Origin of the sequence: Pseudobutyrivibrio sp. UC1225 (genome assembly GCF_900115215.1) — a bacterium.
Taxonomy (GTDB): Bacteria; Bacillota; Clostridia; order Lachnospirales; family Lachnospiraceae; genus Pseudobutyrivibrio.
In genome coordinates this window covers 193,407-210,420 of sequence record NZ_FOVQ01000005.1, presented here as the reverse complement: position 1 = coordinate 210,420, position 17,014 = coordinate 193,407, and the positions used below count along the sequence as shown (strand labels likewise).

General features: G+C 37.9%; 27 protein-coding genes. All 27 read right to left on the bottom strand.

Going from position 1 to position 17,014, the window contains the following annotated elements; all coding sequences use genetic code 11:
- Positions 1-14: 14 nt before the first annotated feature.
- Positions 15-398 (bottom strand): VOC family protein, encoded by a 384-nt coding sequence (locus BMZ41_RS08765; protein ID WP_090528701.1) that lies wholly within the window; start codon positions 396-398, stop codon positions 15-17.
- 314 nt (positions 399-712) lie between these two features.
- Positions 713-1,225 carry a DJ-1/PfpI family protein gene (locus tag BMZ41_RS08760; RefSeq protein WP_090170997.1) on the bottom strand — a complete coding sequence of 171 codons (513 nt, stop codon included), beginning with the start codon at positions 1,223-1,225 and terminating at the stop codon, positions 713-715.
- A gap of 21 nt (positions 1,226-1,246) precedes the next feature.
- On the bottom strand, positions 1,247-1,903 hold the full coding sequence (locus BMZ41_RS08755) for a GNAT family N-acetyltransferase (protein ID WP_090528699.1): 657 nt from the start codon (positions 1,901-1,903) through the stop codon (positions 1,247-1,249).
- 29 nt (positions 1,904-1,932) lie between these two features.
- Positions 1,933-2,493, bottom strand: a complete 561-nt coding sequence (locus tag BMZ41_RS08750; RefSeq protein WP_090170991.1) for a BUD32 family EKC/KEOPS complex subunit — start codon at positions 2,491-2,493, stop codon at positions 1,933-1,935.
- The gene (locus BMZ41_RS08745; protein WP_176754587.1) at positions 2,438-2,884 is read right to left on the bottom strand and encodes a DUF3795 domain-containing protein; all 447 of its coding nucleotides are present in this window, start codon (positions 2,882-2,884) and stop codon (positions 2,438-2,440) included. The genes BMZ41_RS08750 and BMZ41_RS08745 overlap by 56 nt, the downstream gene beginning before the upstream one ends.
- Before the next feature lie 31 nt (positions 2,885-2,915).
- Positions 2,916-3,074, bottom strand: a complete 159-nt coding sequence (locus BMZ41_RS08740; RefSeq protein ID WP_330386172.1) for a hypothetical protein — start codon at positions 3,072-3,074, stop codon at positions 2,916-2,918.
- 89 nt (positions 3,075-3,163) lie between these two features.
- Complete coding sequence (locus tag BMZ41_RS08735) at positions 3,164-3,811, bottom strand: methylated-DNA--[protein]-cysteine S-methyltransferase (protein WP_090528696.1); 648 nt, start codon at positions 3,809-3,811, stop codon at positions 3,164-3,166.
- Between the two features lie 8 nt (positions 3,812-3,819).
- Positions 3,820-4,443, bottom strand: coding sequence for an HD domain-containing protein (locus tag BMZ41_RS08730; RefSeq protein WP_090170982.1), 624 nt, complete (start codon positions 4,441-4,443; stop codon positions 3,820-3,822).
- 29 nt (positions 4,444-4,472) lie between these two features.
- On the bottom strand, positions 4,473-4,865 hold the full coding sequence (locus BMZ41_RS08725) for a hypothetical protein (protein WP_090170979.1): 393 nt from the start codon (positions 4,863-4,865) through the stop codon (positions 4,473-4,475).
- A gap of 19 nt (positions 4,866-4,884) precedes the next feature.
- Positions 4,885-5,091 (bottom strand): hypothetical protein, encoded by a 207-nt coding sequence (locus BMZ41_RS08720; protein WP_207646143.1) that lies wholly within the window; start codon positions 5,089-5,091, stop codon positions 4,885-4,887.
- Positions 5,092-5,320: 229 nt separating this feature from the next.
- Positions 5,321-5,560, bottom strand: a complete 240-nt coding sequence (locus BMZ41_RS08715; RefSeq protein ID WP_242942039.1) for a DUF3795 domain-containing protein — start codon at positions 5,558-5,560, stop codon at positions 5,321-5,323.
- Positions 5,561-5,624: 64 nt separating this feature from the next.
- Positions 5,625-6,659 (bottom strand): histidine phosphatase family protein, encoded by a 1,035-nt coding sequence (locus BMZ41_RS15760; RefSeq protein WP_207646141.1) that lies wholly within the window; start codon positions 6,657-6,659, stop codon positions 5,625-5,627.
- The gene (locus BMZ41_RS08705; protein ID WP_090170973.1) at positions 6,659-7,597 is read right to left on the bottom strand and encodes an amidohydrolase family protein; all 939 of its coding nucleotides are present in this window, start codon (positions 7,595-7,597) and stop codon (positions 6,659-6,661) included. Before BMZ41_RS08705 ends, BMZ41_RS15760 begins: the two co-directional genes overlap by 1 nt.
- Before the next feature lie 26 nt (positions 7,598-7,623).
- Positions 7,624-8,409 carry a class I SAM-dependent methyltransferase gene (locus BMZ41_RS08700; RefSeq protein ID WP_090528693.1) on the bottom strand — a complete coding sequence of 262 codons (786 nt, stop codon included), beginning with the start codon at positions 8,407-8,409 and terminating at the stop codon, positions 7,624-7,626.
- Positions 8,410-8,439: 30 nt separating this feature from the next.
- Positions 8,440-8,667, bottom strand: coding sequence for a purine biosynthesis protein PurH (locus tag BMZ41_RS08695; protein WP_090170967.1), 228 nt, complete (start codon positions 8,665-8,667; stop codon positions 8,440-8,442).
- A 14-nt stretch (positions 8,668-8,681) separates the two neighbouring features.
- Positions 8,682-9,464: a histidine phosphatase family protein gene (locus BMZ41_RS08690; RefSeq protein ID WP_090528690.1), complete on the bottom strand. Its 783-nt coding sequence runs from the start codon at positions 9,462-9,464 to the stop codon at positions 8,682-8,684.
- Positions 9,465-9,522: 58 nt separating this feature from the next.
- Complete coding sequence (locus tag BMZ41_RS08685) at positions 9,523-10,080, bottom strand: alpha/beta hydrolase (protein WP_090528687.1); 558 nt, start codon at positions 10,078-10,080, stop codon at positions 9,523-9,525.
- Between the two features lie 17 nt (positions 10,081-10,097).
- On the bottom strand, positions 10,098-10,400 hold the full coding sequence (locus tag BMZ41_RS08680) for a Dabb family protein (protein WP_090528684.1): 303 nt from the start codon (positions 10,398-10,400) through the stop codon (positions 10,098-10,100).
- A gap of 29 nt (positions 10,401-10,429) precedes the next feature.
- The gene (locus tag BMZ41_RS08675; protein ID WP_090528681.1) at positions 10,430-11,218 is read right to left on the bottom strand and encodes a class I SAM-dependent methyltransferase; all 789 of its coding nucleotides are present in this window, start codon (positions 11,216-11,218) and stop codon (positions 10,430-10,432) included.
- A 60-nt stretch (positions 11,219-11,278) separates the two neighbouring features.
- On the bottom strand, positions 11,279-12,187 hold the full coding sequence (locus BMZ41_RS08670) for a metallophosphoesterase family protein (protein WP_090170953.1): 909 nt from the start codon (positions 12,185-12,187) through the stop codon (positions 11,279-11,281).
- Positions 12,188-12,205: 18 nt separating this feature from the next.
- Positions 12,206-12,556, bottom strand: a complete 351-nt coding sequence (locus BMZ41_RS08665; protein ID WP_090528678.1) for an arsenate reductase family protein — start codon at positions 12,554-12,556, stop codon at positions 12,206-12,208.
- Positions 12,557-12,581: 25 nt separating this feature from the next.
- Positions 12,582-12,743 (bottom strand): rubredoxin, encoded by a 162-nt coding sequence (locus BMZ41_RS08660; RefSeq protein WP_090170947.1) that lies wholly within the window; start codon positions 12,741-12,743, stop codon positions 12,582-12,584.
- Positions 12,744-12,815: 72 nt separating this feature from the next.
- Complete coding sequence (locus tag BMZ41_RS08655; RefSeq protein ID WP_090170944.1) at positions 12,816-13,193, bottom strand: VOC family protein; 378 nt, start codon at positions 13,191-13,193, stop codon at positions 12,816-12,818.
- A 106-nt stretch (positions 13,194-13,299) separates the two neighbouring features.
- Entirely contained in the window at positions 13,300-13,785 is a 486-nt protein-coding gene (locus BMZ41_RS08650; protein WP_090528675.1) for a GNAT family N-acetyltransferase, read from the bottom strand.
- Between the two features lie 23 nt (positions 13,786-13,808).
- Entirely contained in the window at positions 13,809-14,159 is a 351-nt protein-coding gene (locus BMZ41_RS08645; RefSeq protein WP_255405324.1) for a GrpB family protein, read from the bottom strand.
- Between the two features lie 152 nt (positions 14,160-14,311).
- A complete protein-coding gene (locus BMZ41_RS08640; protein WP_090170935.1) occupies positions 14,312-15,070 on the bottom strand; it encodes a PDDEXK family nuclease in 759 nt (252 codons plus the stop codon).
- A 716-nt stretch (positions 15,071-15,786) separates the two neighbouring features.
- On the bottom strand, positions 15,787-16,917 hold the full coding sequence (locus BMZ41_RS08635; RefSeq protein ID WP_177184189.1) for an AI-2E family transporter: 1,131 nt from the start codon (positions 16,915-16,917) through the stop codon (positions 15,787-15,789).
- Positions 16,918-17,014: the final 97 nt, after the last annotated feature.

Genomic DNA, 17,014 nt, shown 5'->3' with positions numbered 1-17,014 from the left:
GTTTTAGTAGATCGTTAAACCGTTATTTCGATTTGATTCCCCTCGATTCCCACAATGCAGCTTTCATAATAGCCATCTCCTGTAGTGCGAGGTCCGCTGACAACTTCAAAGCCATCTTCTTTTAGTTTGCTTGTCAGTTCATCCACCTTTTCCTTACTTCCTACCGAAAATGCGATATGAATCAACCCAGTTCTATTAAGAGGCTTGTCAATATCAACCATACCTGGCTTATTCATGATTTCAAGTCTTGCACCATCCTCAAAGGAAATAAAGTAAGAACGGAAATCTGTATTCTTATTGTGGTAGCCATCATTAGATTTTCCACCTAGATAATTCACGAAAAAATCTCTGGCGGCCTCAAGGTTGTTTACATACATTGCTACGTGTTCTATTTTCATTGTAGCTATCTCCTTAACTGCATCAATTACGGTATTTCCCTAACAAAAACCAATAAATTCCGTAGTCGTACTCCTTACATGAACATAAATTACGGTATTTCATTCAATTCAAGTTCTTTTTCCGTAAGCTTTACCACGTTTTAACCATCTAGAATTAAAGTTCCTACGGAAAAAATGATAACAATTATAAATTGTTCCGTAAATTCACTCCTGTAATCAGTATAATTACTTCATTATTTCAAAAATGACTACGTAACAATTGACTAATACAATACTTTATTCCGTAAATGGAGCTGAACTATGATTTTTTTCAATTATAATGTCTTATGAAACTTCCAAAAATCTATAGTTTCCTGCAAATCTGCCTCATCCACAAAGAGATTAAGCTTCTTTCCAATAGCAATAGCCATATCCACATACATATTTGCTCTTGCAGTGATTACAAGCTCGCCAACAACAAGTGATTCATTAGTTGAATGAGTAGATTCTATTCCCTCTAAAATTCCAGCATTTTCCAGTTCGTCCACGCCATTACATATGCCTGCAACTAACTGCTTATTTTCCACAACTGCACGAATAAATGAATATACTTCTTCATTATCAATTGAAGAAATGTCTCCACCTGGTACTAAAAGCAGTTCGACCTCTTTTGGATTAATATCCTTTAACGCACAAGTAGCGTTCAGTGAAAACTTTTCCTGAGCTGTAACAGGCTTTCCATCTATAGTCGCAAAGACCAATTCTCGTCCAGTATACTGAAGGAAGTAATTCGTAATTACGATTTCATAAATACAACATGTCTCATATAGTAATACAACTGTCTTCAATTTCTTTTCTCCCTTATACTTCTACTCCCTCACAACTGATGAATGACTGTAAATATAAAACTCCTCCTGGCTTGGCATCCATTTCTTTTCTTTGGTTGGAAATGTCTTATCAAATTCCTCTACAGCAGCTGTATCATCACAACAGTCTGCAGCTGTGCTTGGAATAAACATCCATTCATGTCCATCCAAGACACCTGGTACCAGCTCGCACACCAAAAGGGCTGTTGGATAATTTCCTTTCTGAAAACAGCTGACATTTTTCTTTCTACAGCTAACAAATCCGCTACCTACATAATTGCCTGGATTTCCAAAAATAATATTCACGTCATATCCCATTTTTCGAGCCACTTCAAAGGAATGCTCAATCAATAATTTGCCAAGCTTCAATCTCTGATACTCAGGTGCGAGGCACAAAGGACCAAAGGAAACAATTTCTTTCTTGTTTCCATTTTCATCCTCCAGCCAAGCCTTGGTATACATGATATTTCCGATAATCTCTCCATCCTTTTCAAGCACAAATGCAAGCTCAGGTATGAAATCTGGATGATTTCTCATTGTATGCACAAAATAGTGCTCATCTGCACCAGGCTTATATACATTCCAAAATGCATTACGAGTCAGCTCTTCAACTGCCCTGTAATCTGATTCTGTTTCTAATCTGATATTTATATTTTCCATTTGTATTAATCCCCCGTTATCGCCATATTTCAGCTATGTTCCTCTACATACTGTAAAAACTCTGGTGTTTTAGACCAATACTTTACACCCCAGTTTTCGAAATTCCATTCCTCCATGTAGTCATTACATTCATAGTCGATATAGAAAATCTCACCATTATTCACTACAAAATTGGTTGGGAAATAATCTATATTAGTGTTTGATGGATAAAGCAGTTTACACATGGATTCTATCTGCGCAAGGTAATCCTCCTGCATATTATCTTCAAGAACAAGGTCATAAATTGTTTCCCCTTCTATATACTCTTTTACGATGCGCTCATTATCCACATCTACATCAAGCATGGCTGGCATCTTAATTCCAATAGCTGACAATCTTTTGTAGTCATTAATTTCAGACTGAATTTTGTCTCCAAACTGATAATAAGAACATGGTTCATGATGAATCTGTTTTACAACATATTCTTTGCCATCTTTTTCTGCTAAATATGAATATCCCCCCTTGCCCTTTCCTAAGAGCTTTTTGATTTCATATTCAGTTCCATTTACTGTTAAATTTTCTATTCCAGTAATTCCTTTTGAAGTCTTCATATTTCTGCCTCACATTCTCTTCCTTTTCAAAAAAAGCCTTCTTTAATTGTTGATATTCTTCATCTGTACACACATCACGACATTTAGGTTCAAAAGACTTAGTAACCTCAAAACATTCTCGCATATTATCGCATGGATACTCTGCACACTCAGCACAGGTGTGAATTTCTCTATCCTCACAGCATTTCACCACATGATATCTGCACCAATTTTCCGGCTTACAGCCAGTGCAACTAATTTCTTCATTGGTAACCACATGGTCACGATATCCTATCTTCATCCAAAGCTCTGCCGTATGATTTAACTCCTCATAAGTCTTCTCATAAGGATGTGCTATATATCGCGGGCATGCAGCACAATCATTTCCACAAGCTGCAATTATTTTACTCATTTTATCCCCCATACAAAAATCATTCTCCTATCTACATATTCATCTCATCCACTATCTCTGTAGGTTTTATAGTCATCTCCACCCATGCTGGAATAAATCCACTTTTAACTGCATTTCTTACTGAACGAATATTTGACCAGGCAGAACAATAAAATGGTACCTTACCTCGGGCAAATATCTTCCTAGCCAAGGCACTGGTTATTGCAGATGCAACTCCAACTACAGTATTGTTCCCATAAGAAATAAAATTCGCTCCTATGGGCAGCTTATAGTATTTCTTTATTTGTTAACATTATCTTCCCCTATTTCAACCCCATATATTCTCAAATCAACTCTTCCATCAATAACTTCTATTCCATCTGCTTCCAAAAGCTCTTTTTGAGCCCAGGCTCCACCAAAAACATACTCACCTGCTAGCTCACCCCTGGAATTCACTACTCTATAGCAAGGTATATTCTCAAAGTCTGGATTTTTATGAAGAGCATTTCCAACCGCTCTGCACATCTTTGGATTACCCGCCATAGCAGCTACCTGAGCATAGGTTGCAACTTTTCCCTTTGGAATCCTTTTAACTGCTTCGTATATACGTTTTGTAGGAGAGTCTGTCACAAGGTCATAACTCTCCGCTATCATCCTTTTGATATCCTCATCTGGAATAGACCCATCCAAAATCACAGTATTCCAGTGCTCCTTATTCTGATGGTACCCAGGCTGAACTGCAGCGTATGTGTTTCTCCAAAAATCTCTCCACTCTGGGTCACATTTTAAATTTAAGCAAATGTATCCGTCCTTTTCATATGTCCACAAGAAAGCTTTCTTACTAGGTTTCACCCTAATAAGCTGCCAGTTTGGATCATGAAAAGGAGCTTCCTGGTACGTATATGCGAATGTTAAGCCGTAGGCCAATGCCTCTTCTCGTGTTTTCATAAGAATCCTCATTTCACTGGCGGTTTCCAAGGCTTAGGTGTCAACAAAGATGTTTTACCTATATCAGGAAGTACATCATAAATTGAGCAGCCCATCTTTTCATCAAAGTATTCTTTGATGCTGAAGGCAACCTCCCAGCCATTAATATAATCCTCCATGATTCCATATCTCCTAGTGACATCAACAAATCTCTTTTCAAGGATTACAAAACCATAATCTACTGCCAAAGAATCACAAAGCTGAATAAGCTTGTCATAATCATCGGCTATGCAGTCACTGATGTATGCCTTGATAGCTTTTTCATGCTCAGTATCTGGCTCATAATCAAAGTTTTCCTGCATTAAGAGATATGAATGTGTCATACAAATTCTGGCAACCTCATCCCACCCTTTTTCCATGCAGTATTTATAGCCATCATAAACATGAGTAGGTATATCTGTTATACCAAATCGACGTCCTATATCGTGCAAAAGTCCAAATACATATGCCCTCTCAGCATCCATCCCCGGAACCTTTTCAGCTATATTCTTTGCAGCCAATCCGGTATTTATTGAATGTTTAACCCATGGCCCTGGATTCATTTCACCTGCTATCTCTAATTCTTTTAATGCTTCCTCTACTGTTGGTAACATATATACTCATCCTTCATAAATTTAATACTTTATTCCACAATTTTTTTATCTCCCAAAAATTGCATTAATATTAGAATCAACGTACTTCCCGCAAGAATTCCATCCATAATACCTGCAGGTAATAAAAACATCATTAAAGAAATAGTAATTGTGGAAATAATTAGAGATAGAGCCAACCCCCACATTTGATTTTTTAGTAATCCTATTGCTCCTGTTAATCTAAGAACACCATAAATTGCCCCCATAACCATCATCATATATATATTCTCTTGGAAATATGGAAGTTTGAATTCAAAATATTGTCCAATATCAAACTTATCCGTTCCTAATAACAATGCAAGTATCATGCAAAAAACTCCACCGAGTTCCATGAAACCACCATGTATTATCATTATTACTGCAGCTACCTTATACTTTTTCATATAATATTTTCCTCTTAATTCAGCTATGCTCCTCTACATACTTTAAAAAGTCTGGAGTTTTTGACCAATATTTAATTCCCCAATTTTCAAAATTCCACTCTTCCATGTAGTCATTACACTCATAATCAATGTAAAAAATCTCACCATTATTAACTACAAAATTAGTTGGGAAATAATCAATATTAGTATTTGCAATTCGTTCATTGTCCACATCTACTTCAAGCATTGCTGGCATCTTTATACCTATGGCCGATAGTCTTTTATAATCCTAAGAGCTTTTTGATTTCATATTCAGTTCCATTTACACTAAGCTTCTCCATTCTAGTAATCTCCCAACTAGTCATTATTTCCTCATCTTTTTAACAAATCTAAGAATCAGCGCTATTATTACAATCCATAATGCAATGTTACCAATTGTCCATAATATATTTATCCAATTTATAGCTATCATATATCTACCTCAAATTCTCTTCCTTTTCGAAAAATGCTTTCTTCAACTGCTTATACTCTTCCTCTGTGCATACCTCACGACACTTAGGCTCAAAAGATTTTGTAACCTCAAAACATTCTCGCATATTATCGCAGGGATACTCAGAACACTCAGAACAAGTTTTAATGCCTCTATCCTCGCAGCATTTCACCACATGATATCTGCACCAGTTTTCTGGTTTACAGCCTGTGCAACTAATTTCCACAAGCTGCAATAATTTTACTCATTTTATCCCCACTCTACACACACAATTATGCTCCACAATCATATTAGCCTAATAATAGATTCAGAGCTTTCTCAACATCATTCTCTGTAAGCCCAACCTCCGCGTCTGTCTTAACCTGATGGCTTGCAATCTCACTATTTTGAAGATCTAAATCATCAATAACCAGCCAATTATCAGTAGGATTGTCTTTTAGCCACTGAAGAATCTCGCCAGCTTTAACAAGACTGAATTTCTTAGCTTTTCTGATTTCTTCTGTAGTTAAATCCGGAGTTACTCCCGAAATAAACACCCCTTCTTTTTCCATGACATCTGCAAAAAATTTTGCCTCAGCCCTATTAGGTTTCATTTCATCATCAAACCAAAATCTCCATCCTGAATGAAGAATAACCTTAGCATTAGTCTTTTTAACAAGCTTTGAAAATAGTTTAACCGAATCAACATCCACATATTTCCCCTCACTTATTTCACGCTGATGCTCATTATCCCAAAACTTAGAATTCAGCACTCCGTCCACATCAAGAAAAATAACATTTCTATTTAACGATACTATTTCCGCATGCCCCGTTTTAAAATGCACTTCCTTGTTGGTGTATTGAACCCCTTCTTCTATGCATCTAATAATATTAATTACTCCTGCATGGGTAACTAAAAGCACGTTTCCTTCTAAAGCTTCTGTGCTTACTTTAAACTTACCCCAAGCTTCCTTGATTCGATTATAAAAATCCTTAGGGCTTTCTCCATTAGGATATTTCTGTTCCCAATCTAAGGAAGCATAATAAAGCCCTGGATATTCCTTCTGAAATCTTTCCTTAGGCATACCTGCCAAATCACCATTGTTTGTCTCTCTAAACTCCTTAAGCTGAGTAACTGGTAAATCTAGATATTTTGAAACTATATCAGCTGTGTCTTTCGCACGCTGCAAATCACTGGCAAAAATATATCTTATGTCCTGTGAATTGCCATCGAAAAAATCACAGGCTCTTTCAACCTGTTCTCTTCCCTTCACTGAAAGCCCAGCATCACTCCAGCCTCCCAATCTTGTATTGTCATCTTCACCATGTCGCATTAAAAATATCATCACTTTTCTCCCAATCCCACTTTTCTAATCTCGTCTAACTGTTCTGCTGTAAGTGTGCCTGATTGATAAAGTCTAAGATATTCATTCTCGATTGATGAATCAAAAATAAGAAGGTCATCGGTATTGATGGTGACCTTAACTCCGTTTTCAACCAGTATCTTAATCGGGTGTGTCCCGTAATCTTTTGCAAATCCTAGCATCACATTGCTGCTTGGACAGACATTCAACTGTATCTGATTATCCGCAAGGAATCTCATAGTTTCCTTCGAGGTTGATGCATTGATTCCATGATGCACCTCTGCTAGTCCCAGTACCTCAACAGCTCTTCTTACATCCTCGGCACTTCCAGTCTCTCCCACGTGCATTTTCTTAACCAGGCCATATTTTTCTGCTTTCCTATACAGGGGGAGAAATGCTTCAAATGGCTTCATATTCTCGCCACCACACACATCTATTGCTTTGAAATAGCCTGTGCCAAGATACTTATCTATCTCTTCTGCTGCAGCTTCCACATCGCAGAAAGATGGATATGTTAACTCTGCTTCAAAAATCGCATCTGGACAGTATTCGTTGTGAAATCCCTCAAGGAGATTTTTAAAATCTTCTACTGTACCAACTTGGTCTACTTCAGCTGTACCGAAGTTCATTACAAGGCGCTTAATACTATTTCGCTTCGCCTCTGCAAATGCCCCTTTCCATCTGAGCACCATGTTTTCATATCCATTACAAAAAGGCTTGATGGAAGACTGAAACCAATCTTGCATTCCATCAAGTCCATTAAGATGCTGTGGCGGTTTAGGAATATCCACCTGAAGCTGCTTGGAAAGCCACTGTCTTCTGCAACCTTTTGTTGAATGATTATGCAGATCACTCTTAGGCACCGACAAAAGTTTCTCTATGTTGTTTTCTTTTAAGCCTTCGCAAAACAAGTTATCCATCTAGTCCTCGTAAATCAAGCTATACTCTACTGGCACGCAAAGGTTCCATATTCCTTAGGCAAATCAATTGCTCCGTCTACAAAATGTGCTGAAAGAATCTCCCTGATTTTCTCAACTGGTAAATCCAAAACTGCCTTGAAAGCTGCAAGACTCTGAAGATACTCAACAAGATGCTCCATTTCAGTTATGTGAAGAGAATCCTCAAAGACAATTGCTTTCGCTTCATTGAATTCTTTCTGCAACTTTTCTCCACCATTTTGTAATGTAAAATTGTGATTTGGATGGAACTCCTCACCACCTAATTCAAACCACTCAGCAAGCTTATCTGTAAAGTTATTCTCGCCAAAAGTAGCGCAGTAAAATACTCCGCCATCCTTAAGTACTCTTCTAACTTCGCTAAGTGCTTTCTCCAAATCTGGCACATGATAAAGCATTCCGTTTGCAATTACAACATCGAATTCGTCATCTTCAAAATCTAAATTCTGAATATCAGCTACACGATATTCCAGATTATCGCGTTCCCCAAGATTCTCTTTTGCTTTTTCAAGCATTCCTTCAGAAAAATCCGTAAATACGAATTTACTGCATCTATCAATAATATCTTCTCTTCCTACCCACAAACCGCCTGGGCCTCCGCCAAGCTCAAGCACCTTCATGCCTTCACGGATATCATAGTTAGAAACAAGCCAGTTACTGTAGCCCTGCTTATTTGTAGAATACATATCATGAAATTTTACTCTAACATCATATGATTTTGATGTAGCATACTGTGCTTTTACAGCTGCTGTATCATTTGAACTTCCAATCTGCATTTTCCTTCTTCCTTTTACTAATTATTTTATTTACATCACGCAGCTAGAACCACGTGTTTCCATATCATTATCTTTTACATATCGAGCATTGAACTCCATGTTGATTTCTCTAAGTTCCTTTTTGCCATCGATGTAATCCTGATACATTTCAGCCAGTCCAGCCATGCAACCGTCACAATTTGCCTCAATATTTCCAAGTGACTCTTTGACAATCTGTTCTCTTTCTTCTTTTGTTGTATCTTTAATTAAATATGACATAATAATTCCTCTCTCTAATGTCTTTCATCTACATTTTCATATCTTTCGCAAAATCTTGCTGAAAAAGATGGTTCTTCATCTCCGATTCGTAAATGCGTTATTTCACCTGCACGAAGAGTTCTAAATGTAGCAATTCCTTTTTCTCTCTCCTCTGTAACCACTTCAGTAACAGATGTTGGTGCCAAAGCAGTAAACTGCCATACCACAAAAGGTGATACGTTCCACAAATATGATAGCAGTAACGAAGTCAATCCATAGTGGCAATAGAAGGCTATGGTCTTGTCGTTATTCTCTGAAACTCTGTAAGCCATGCCATCTTTTTCATAGCCATTAGCTTTCAAAAACTTTTCAAACTCGCCAGTCACCTCATCATACAAAGCTGGCATGTTGCTGGCCTTAACCAGTGTCGATTCCCTCCAGCCATTTCTATCAAAAAGCTCTGGATGGTCAATATAATAAGATGGTAAAACATCCCATAAGATATGAGACTTGTATTCTCCCGTTGTTTCATCCTTCTGAAGCTCATTAGCATAAGCCCTACGCACATCTTCTGAAATATTAGGATTCGCCTGTGCTGGAAATTCCTTTAACCAATCTAATGTAATCGGCTCGATGCCTAACTTCTTGCAGCTGTAGCTGGCGGTATCCTTGGCTCTGCCTAGCGGCGACTGATACACTTCGTCTATACGATACTGCTCAATAACGTCTGCCAAAAGCTTCGCTTCTCGATGTCCCTTTTCTGTAAGTGTATCATTTACATAATCTGGGTCTCCATGTCTAACAAATAAAAGTCTCATTTCAATTTCCTAACCTTATAACTAAATCTTAATGCCACATTTGAGGCGGCTGTATATCTTATAATAACTTATCAACCATCTCCATTACCTTCTGAAGATTGGCAATATCAACCGCTACATCTCCTGTTTCAAGAGAATGGTTTGCATCTGGAATTACCACATATGTCAGTGACAACTCATCACTAAGCTGTGTGCACATATCGGTATCGCAAAGTGGATCAGCATCCCCATGGAAAACAAAGCCCTCGCATGGATTTACAAAGGCAAAGGTTGTTTCTATTGGGGTGAAGATAATCTGATCTGCCTCCAGCTCATAGGTCATATTATATCTTGCAGCCAAAGCTGTACCGATACTTTTTCCTATGAAAACCACCTTTTCATAGTCCGTAAATACGATATCTTTTAACTGCTCCGTAACCTGCTCAAAAGCAGTATCAAAAGCCTGCTGACGCTTTTCCGCATCTGCTTTTATTACCGTGCCTGCCTCTGGCAAATCATACTTTATTTCTACGATTTCGTAATCCTTGTTTTTAGCAAGTTTTTTTGAATAATAGAGAAGTGGCTTATCTGTGTGATAGCCCACCCCAGGAAAGATAACTGCTAATTTCTTGCTCATAGTTTCCTCCAATCCCTCTACACTTCAAAGTCGAGGCAGCTTCTAATTTTTGTGTAAGGTCTAACCTTTCCATCTGCCACTGCTACATGCTCTGGGTGTACAGCGTAGCCCTTAAGAGCCTCCTCGCTCTCAAATGTGGAATCAAGCATCAAATCTGCATTTGAGCTGGCGAGACCATTGATTTTTACCTTAATATCAATCATTCCTGGAATCTTTCCTGCAAGTCCTTCCAGACCTTCTTTGATTCCCTTCTTTACCTGCTCTTTTTCCTCAGCAGAAAGCTCATCCTTAAGTGTCCATAATATAATGTGTTTTACCATGTTTTTATCTCCTATCAATAACTAATCTTTTACTTTTTCAACTGCAATTCTGCATAAGACATATAGTGTTTTACTGGGAAAATATCAGGCGCATTTTCCAACATCATATTCCAATGTTCCTCGTCCCATGCCTTAATCTGTTCCTCATTCATGGCTGCTCCCACACCTCTACAGGCGCGCATGCGACCATGCCAGCCATCTCTGGTGAAAGTGACCTCCATAGGAAACTCCTCACGCTTGATAATGTTAAAGTTGTCCAGTAACTCATCTGGCACAAATACTGGATGTATCGTATCTCCGTAGCTGGACCAATTTGGATTATGCTTTAAAATAATCTCCTCACTTTTTCCTGCCAATCTATCCTCGTAAGGCAGCCAGCCCATGTATAAGATGAGAAGTTTTCCGTCAGGCTTCAGCATCCTGGCAAACTTTTCATTTATGACTTTAGGGTCCAAATACCAGATGCACTGGCAAACCGTGATTACATCAAAGGTGTTATCAGGATAATCAACCTGCTCAGCTGGACTTGCGTAGAAATCTATATCCATTCCACTTTCAGCAGCAAGTCGTTTTGCCTGCTCAATCTGATTTTCAGAGATATCCGTTCCAATCCACTTGGCTCCGTATTTATACATATTCCTTGGAAGGACTCCAGTGCCTGTGCCGATATCCAGAACTTTCTGCCCATCTTTGCAGAGGCCCAGCGATAAAATCTTCTGGTAAAACTCTTCTGGATAGATGTCTCTGTACTTTGCATAATCCTTTGACGTATTTCCCCAATCAAAGGAGTTTCCATAATCGATATCTGAAATCTGCATGTTGTCCCTCCTATTTTATTGTCTGATTATTGATGTTTTATTTATACTGTGCCGCTCATTTCATCCAAGCAATCCATATTCTTCCCTATAGTCATGGATATTATACTTCTCTGCTGCTATTGCGAAAAATTTATCATCCACCAATGGCCAAATCTCGCCAGCTTCCTCAGCAAGCTTCGCAGCACACTCAACCATTTCATATGAGTTGTCTTCGCCTGTTAAAAGCACCTGAATATTTGTGTTTACGAACCAAGGAGCCTTCTCCAATAGGCCGCTTTCTACGATGTCGCATACAACTTTTTTGTTATCAAATGGAATTTTTAGAAATGTAGGTTTCCACTCCTTTTTACCATCAATAGTGATATCTTCCAAGATAATGCACTGAGCCAATCCTGCATCATTGATTGCAATTCCCGCACTGCCAGAATTGAAATAATGTTTGTCACCATATGAATATTCTCCAGGGTAATGAGTGTGACCACAAAGCAGATAGTTGGCATCGATTTTTTCAAACCATTTTCTAGCCGCCTCACCATCAAGTGGTATTCTTTCGTTTGATTTTACTGGTGAACCGTGACAACATTTGATTGTTGGATATCCAGGCTTCTCATAATCAAAGGAAATAGGAAGCTTATCAAAGAAATCCAAATCTTCTTCTGTCAAAAGCTCGTAGGTGAAAAGTAAATTGCCACAGGCAGAATTGTAAATCCACTTTTCTTCATCCCTGCCTTCTAGCACCGCATTTCGATGATTAAGCATATACTCTTCCCTGTTTCCTCTGAGAAGCTGACAGGTGTGGGTATCTATAAATTCATATAAATAATCCAGTGTTTCTCTCGTGTAAGGAGTGTCCGACACATAATCTCCCAGAAAAAGATATTCCTCGCACCCCTCTGCTTCCATGTAATCTATAACCGCCTTTAATGCCACAACGTTGCTGTGAACATCTGAAATAACTCCAATCTTCATGCCTCAAATCCTCTAGTCCTACTTAAGCACCTCTGTCCATTCAGCCTCTTTAAATCCAAGAAGCACCGCATCATCTGTAATAACAAGTGGTCTCTTTACAAGCATACCGTCTGATGCCAAAAGCTTGAATTTTTCATCATCAGACATCTCTGGTAATTTCTTGGTAAGCTCCATCTGTCTATAGAGCTGTCCGCTTGTATTAAAGAACTTCTTCAGCTCAACACCACTCTTCTTATGGGCATCCCTGAGAATCTTCTCGTCTGGATGATCCCCCTTGATATCGATTAGCTGATACTTGATTCCATTATCATCTAACCACTTTAAGGCCTTCTTACAGGTTGTACATCTTTCATAGCAATATACCTTCATATTGGTTTCCTCCTATGATTTGCTTTTACTCTTCTACAGGTTTGAAATGTTCCTTTTCGACCAGGCAGACTGGGCATACAAAATCCTCTGGCAAATCCTCGAATTTTGTACCTGGCTCAACATCCCAATCAGGCTCTCCCACCTCTTCATCGTAAACATAACCACATACATCACATACATACTTCATAGCTCAACCCTCCATTTTCAATTCTAATTAGTTTTTCTTACTTGAAAAATTTGAATTCATCTACAGGTCCTATTACTTTTCATGAAAGAATTCTACTTCTTCTCCAAGAGGTCCATAACAAAATGCTACTTTCGCTGGCAATTCAGGTGTTGAAGCAATTACAACATCTGTTGGCTCTTTGAATACTTCGTACCCCGCAGATCTTACCTTCTCAATTATTTCATCCACATTATCAGTAGCGAATGCGATATGACGAATCGCCCCCAGCTCTTTGATGCCTTCACCGTTAGTAAATATTTCTAGCAGGGTATTTCCAGCATCAATCATGATTCCGTCTGGCCAGGTTCTAAGCATTTTTAGTCCAAGCAAATTGATGTAAAAATCCTTAGTTTTATTTAACTCTACTTCCGAACCGCATTTCATAGAAATATGATGTATTCCAGTAATCATAGCATCCTCCCATCTACGCATCTATTTCCAATTAGTATACTAAATCAGCAGATTGTTGCATAGCAGAATATAAAAAGAACCCGTGAAAATCACGGGTTACCATATTTTAACGTTCAAAAATCATCCGCACTTCCTTAATCGGGCCACACAGGTTGATTTCTTCTTCTCTTCCATCTAATTGAAATCCACATTTCTCATAGAAGCGAATCGCACGACCATTTTCTTTCAATACCCACAGCGCAATCATTGGGTAATCAAGCTCTCCCAAGCTAGCCTGCATAAGAGATTGTCCCACACCAGACCCATAATAATCTTCTAAAACATAGATGGCATATATCTCTCCAGCATCTGTCAGTTCGTCATTACGATACTTACCATAGGTAGCAAATCCCACTACCTTATCTCCATCTTTAGCAATGAATGTATTCTCTGGAAATTTAAATGCAATGTCTTCACACTTTTCTATGGTCAACCCATCCAAATAATCCTGCGCAACTACACCTTTATAAGCATCCTGCCAGGATTTCCAATGGACATACGCTTTGCCTCTGATTTCCTCGTCGGACTTCATCTTTTTAATTTCAATATTCATATCTAATTCCCCTCGTAATATATCTATTTGGTAATGCCCATAGAAGCATATATCTCTTCTATTACTGGCGACTTATACTCAATATATTTTTCTATATCATCAGGATATTTTCTTGCCGCCCCAAGTTTCACATTACCATACTTTTCTTTGTCCTGAGGATGCCTTCTCAAGTAATCTCTGAATGCCAGATGTCTTTTCAACTCTGCTGAATCCTCTGGGCATACATACAAGTGATGCGTCTGCAAATACTTTTTTCCTTCATATTTAAATGCCTCTCGGCCTTCAATTCCCAGGTTTCCTTCATGAATATAACCATTCCCCGCTAATGCCTCGATTGCCTCACTGACATCATCAGGTTTTACCACCACATCTATATCAATAATTTGGAAGCACTATTACGTATTTAGTTCTCATATCTGGTTCCCCAAACTTTCTGCATTTCATTTATTCTAAAATCAAGCATTCTTCCTTTTAGCTCGTCATTTTGAATTAGTATACTAAATCTGAAGTTTGTTGCATAGCAAAGCTACAATAAAAACTCCCTTATTTTCTGCTCTACAAGCTTTATGTCGATAGGTAAGTCTGTCGATTCCATTGTGGTAATTAAGTCCTTGCCCAGAAGGTAGCCATTCTTCTCATAATTCTGTATCTTTATAAAGTTCTTTGTAGCATACTCCATATCTGAAACAATACCTAAATGCTCCCAATAAAGAGTCTTTCGTGTTCTCAAATTTAGCACTGCAAAATCTGGATAAACTGTGTTATATCCCAATTCTAAAACTGGCTCATATTGATATGGAACCCCATACTTAGCTAGGGCATCAGCAATAATCTTCTCTGATTTAGAGCGCACCATTTCACCACGGTTGGTTTGATACATTCCCTCTTCGGGGTATGAATTACGTTGACCAGGATGTTCTTTGTACCATTCCTCGGCAAATAAGTAATCCGAAGGAACTAGAGGTTTTATCAATGCCCGCTTAGCGGGAGAATAGTTGTCATATTCTTTTATTTTTTCTATGTCATACCAATCTAAAAAATGAGTAAGTTTCTTTTCCAAAAATACTAACTGCTTATTCATCTCATTTTCATAATCTCGTTGGGCATATTTTGCAATATTTCTAACGTCTTTTCTCTTAACATAATGTCTAGGCTTATCTGCAGATTTTAAATAATACTGAGGACTACCATTACTGTATGAAATATAAACATGAGAGTTCGGTAAATCCTTATATCTAGCCACATTCCTATTAGATTTCTTTAATAATTCCTGTACTTCTAGCAATTGATACTCGAGTTCTTTCTTATAATTTTCTATTGTTTATTCCTCCATTCTTAAGTTTCAATGTCATTTACGGAACATACGACAAAACACCACTATTCTTCCGTAACCATTTTTGATAAATCAGGTGTCTTTACGGAATAATGGCTGGTTTGCATTTGATTTTACGTAGTAAATCTTAGCTAATCCTATAAAACTAGATCATATAGCGCACTATCCCTACGTAAAAAAAGACTATGTTCTCTCATTGTTCCGTAATCAGACAATAAATTAGAAAAACGCCTACGTAATAATTCCATATAAACTGTCAATATTCCGTAAACAGGCAATTCAATGCCTATCACCTGACCAAAATACAATATACAAAATCAAAATATAATCGAAAAAACGTGGCGAGCCGCCACAAAAGTGATAAAAATAGATATGTTTTTATAACTTGTGAACAAATATAACACCTAGCTACCATTTTGTCAAATTTCAATTTACAACCATATTACATACACAAGTTATTTTAATATGCATGAGAATTAACCTGCTTTACTCACCAAACAACAAAAAGTTTTCTTAAATAAAAATGTCTTCCTAATAAAAAAAAGTTCATAATAGAAATCTCATGAGATATCTCACATAAAAAAGAACCCGTGAATCTCACGGGTTCCTACAAATCCTACAATATAACCATATGAACGCTCTTCCGGCCCTTCCGGCTCTTCAGACTCTTAATGCTCTTCCTTTTCACTCTCTTCCTCATCCTTATTCTCCAGGAATGGAAGAAGGAATTTATGATAAATCATGTCCAGGATGGCAACCATAGGGATAGCAAGAAGGATTCCTACCACACCAAACATCTTTCCACCAGCCACGATGCCAATGAGAATCCAAAGACCTGAAACACCCAGAGAATCGCCAAAAAGCTTAGGCTTGATTACATAGCCATCAAGTGTCTGAAGTACAGCTGTGAAAATCAAGAAAGCTACTGCATACCATGGCTCCACCAAAAGAAGCAGGAAGCCTCCAATTACTGCACCAATGGCAGGGCCGAATGTAGGGATAATGTTAAAGATACCAACAAGCACGGAAACAAGTCCTGCATATGGCATTCCAACTATTGTCATGAATATCGCATTTACAATACCAACTACCATTGCATCGATAAGGTTATAAACGATATAGCAGTTAAGAATCTTATCGCTTTGCTTGATTATATATTCAACCTTTTCATATTGATCTTTACATAGGGCTTTTAAGAATCTTGCGCCGCCAGCCTTAAGCTTATCCTTTTCAGCAAGGAAGTAAATTGAAAGCAAAAGTGCTATAAATGCCTGACCAACACCCTTTCCTACATCAGCTGTGGCTGACATAATTGTATCCATATTTTTAGAAGCATAATCCTTAATGGTATTTAACAAATCCTTTGAATTATTGACAAAACTACTTAAATCCAAAGTTGAATTTGATACGCCAATTGCAGTAAGTGTTCTCTGCAGCCCGTCCACATAGCCATTAAAATTCTGAGCGAAGATTTTAACGCTGTCTATCAGCTGAGGAATAACAAGAACACCGATAAATACCAAAATAACAATCAACAAAAGGAATGCGCAGGCATTACCCAGTGTAGCCTTTGTCTTTTCATTTTTAAGCTTTCCAAAAACTTTTCTTCTGAGAAACATTGCCAGCGGATTAACTATATAAGCTATGATTGCTCCAAATAAAACTGTGGAAAAGAATCCCAGGAAAGAACCAATTATGTTTAAAACTGTGCCCAGCCTTATCAAAAGTACAAAAAGTACTACTCCTATGCAAATTGAAACGGTAAGTGGATACCAGGATTTATCTTTAAACTTTTTCATCATCCCTCCAGCAAATTAGAAAATCACTCTTTTTAATGCTTTTCTGTTACCTTTCTCAGATTCTATTACTAAATTTTCAAGGATTAACAATTGAATA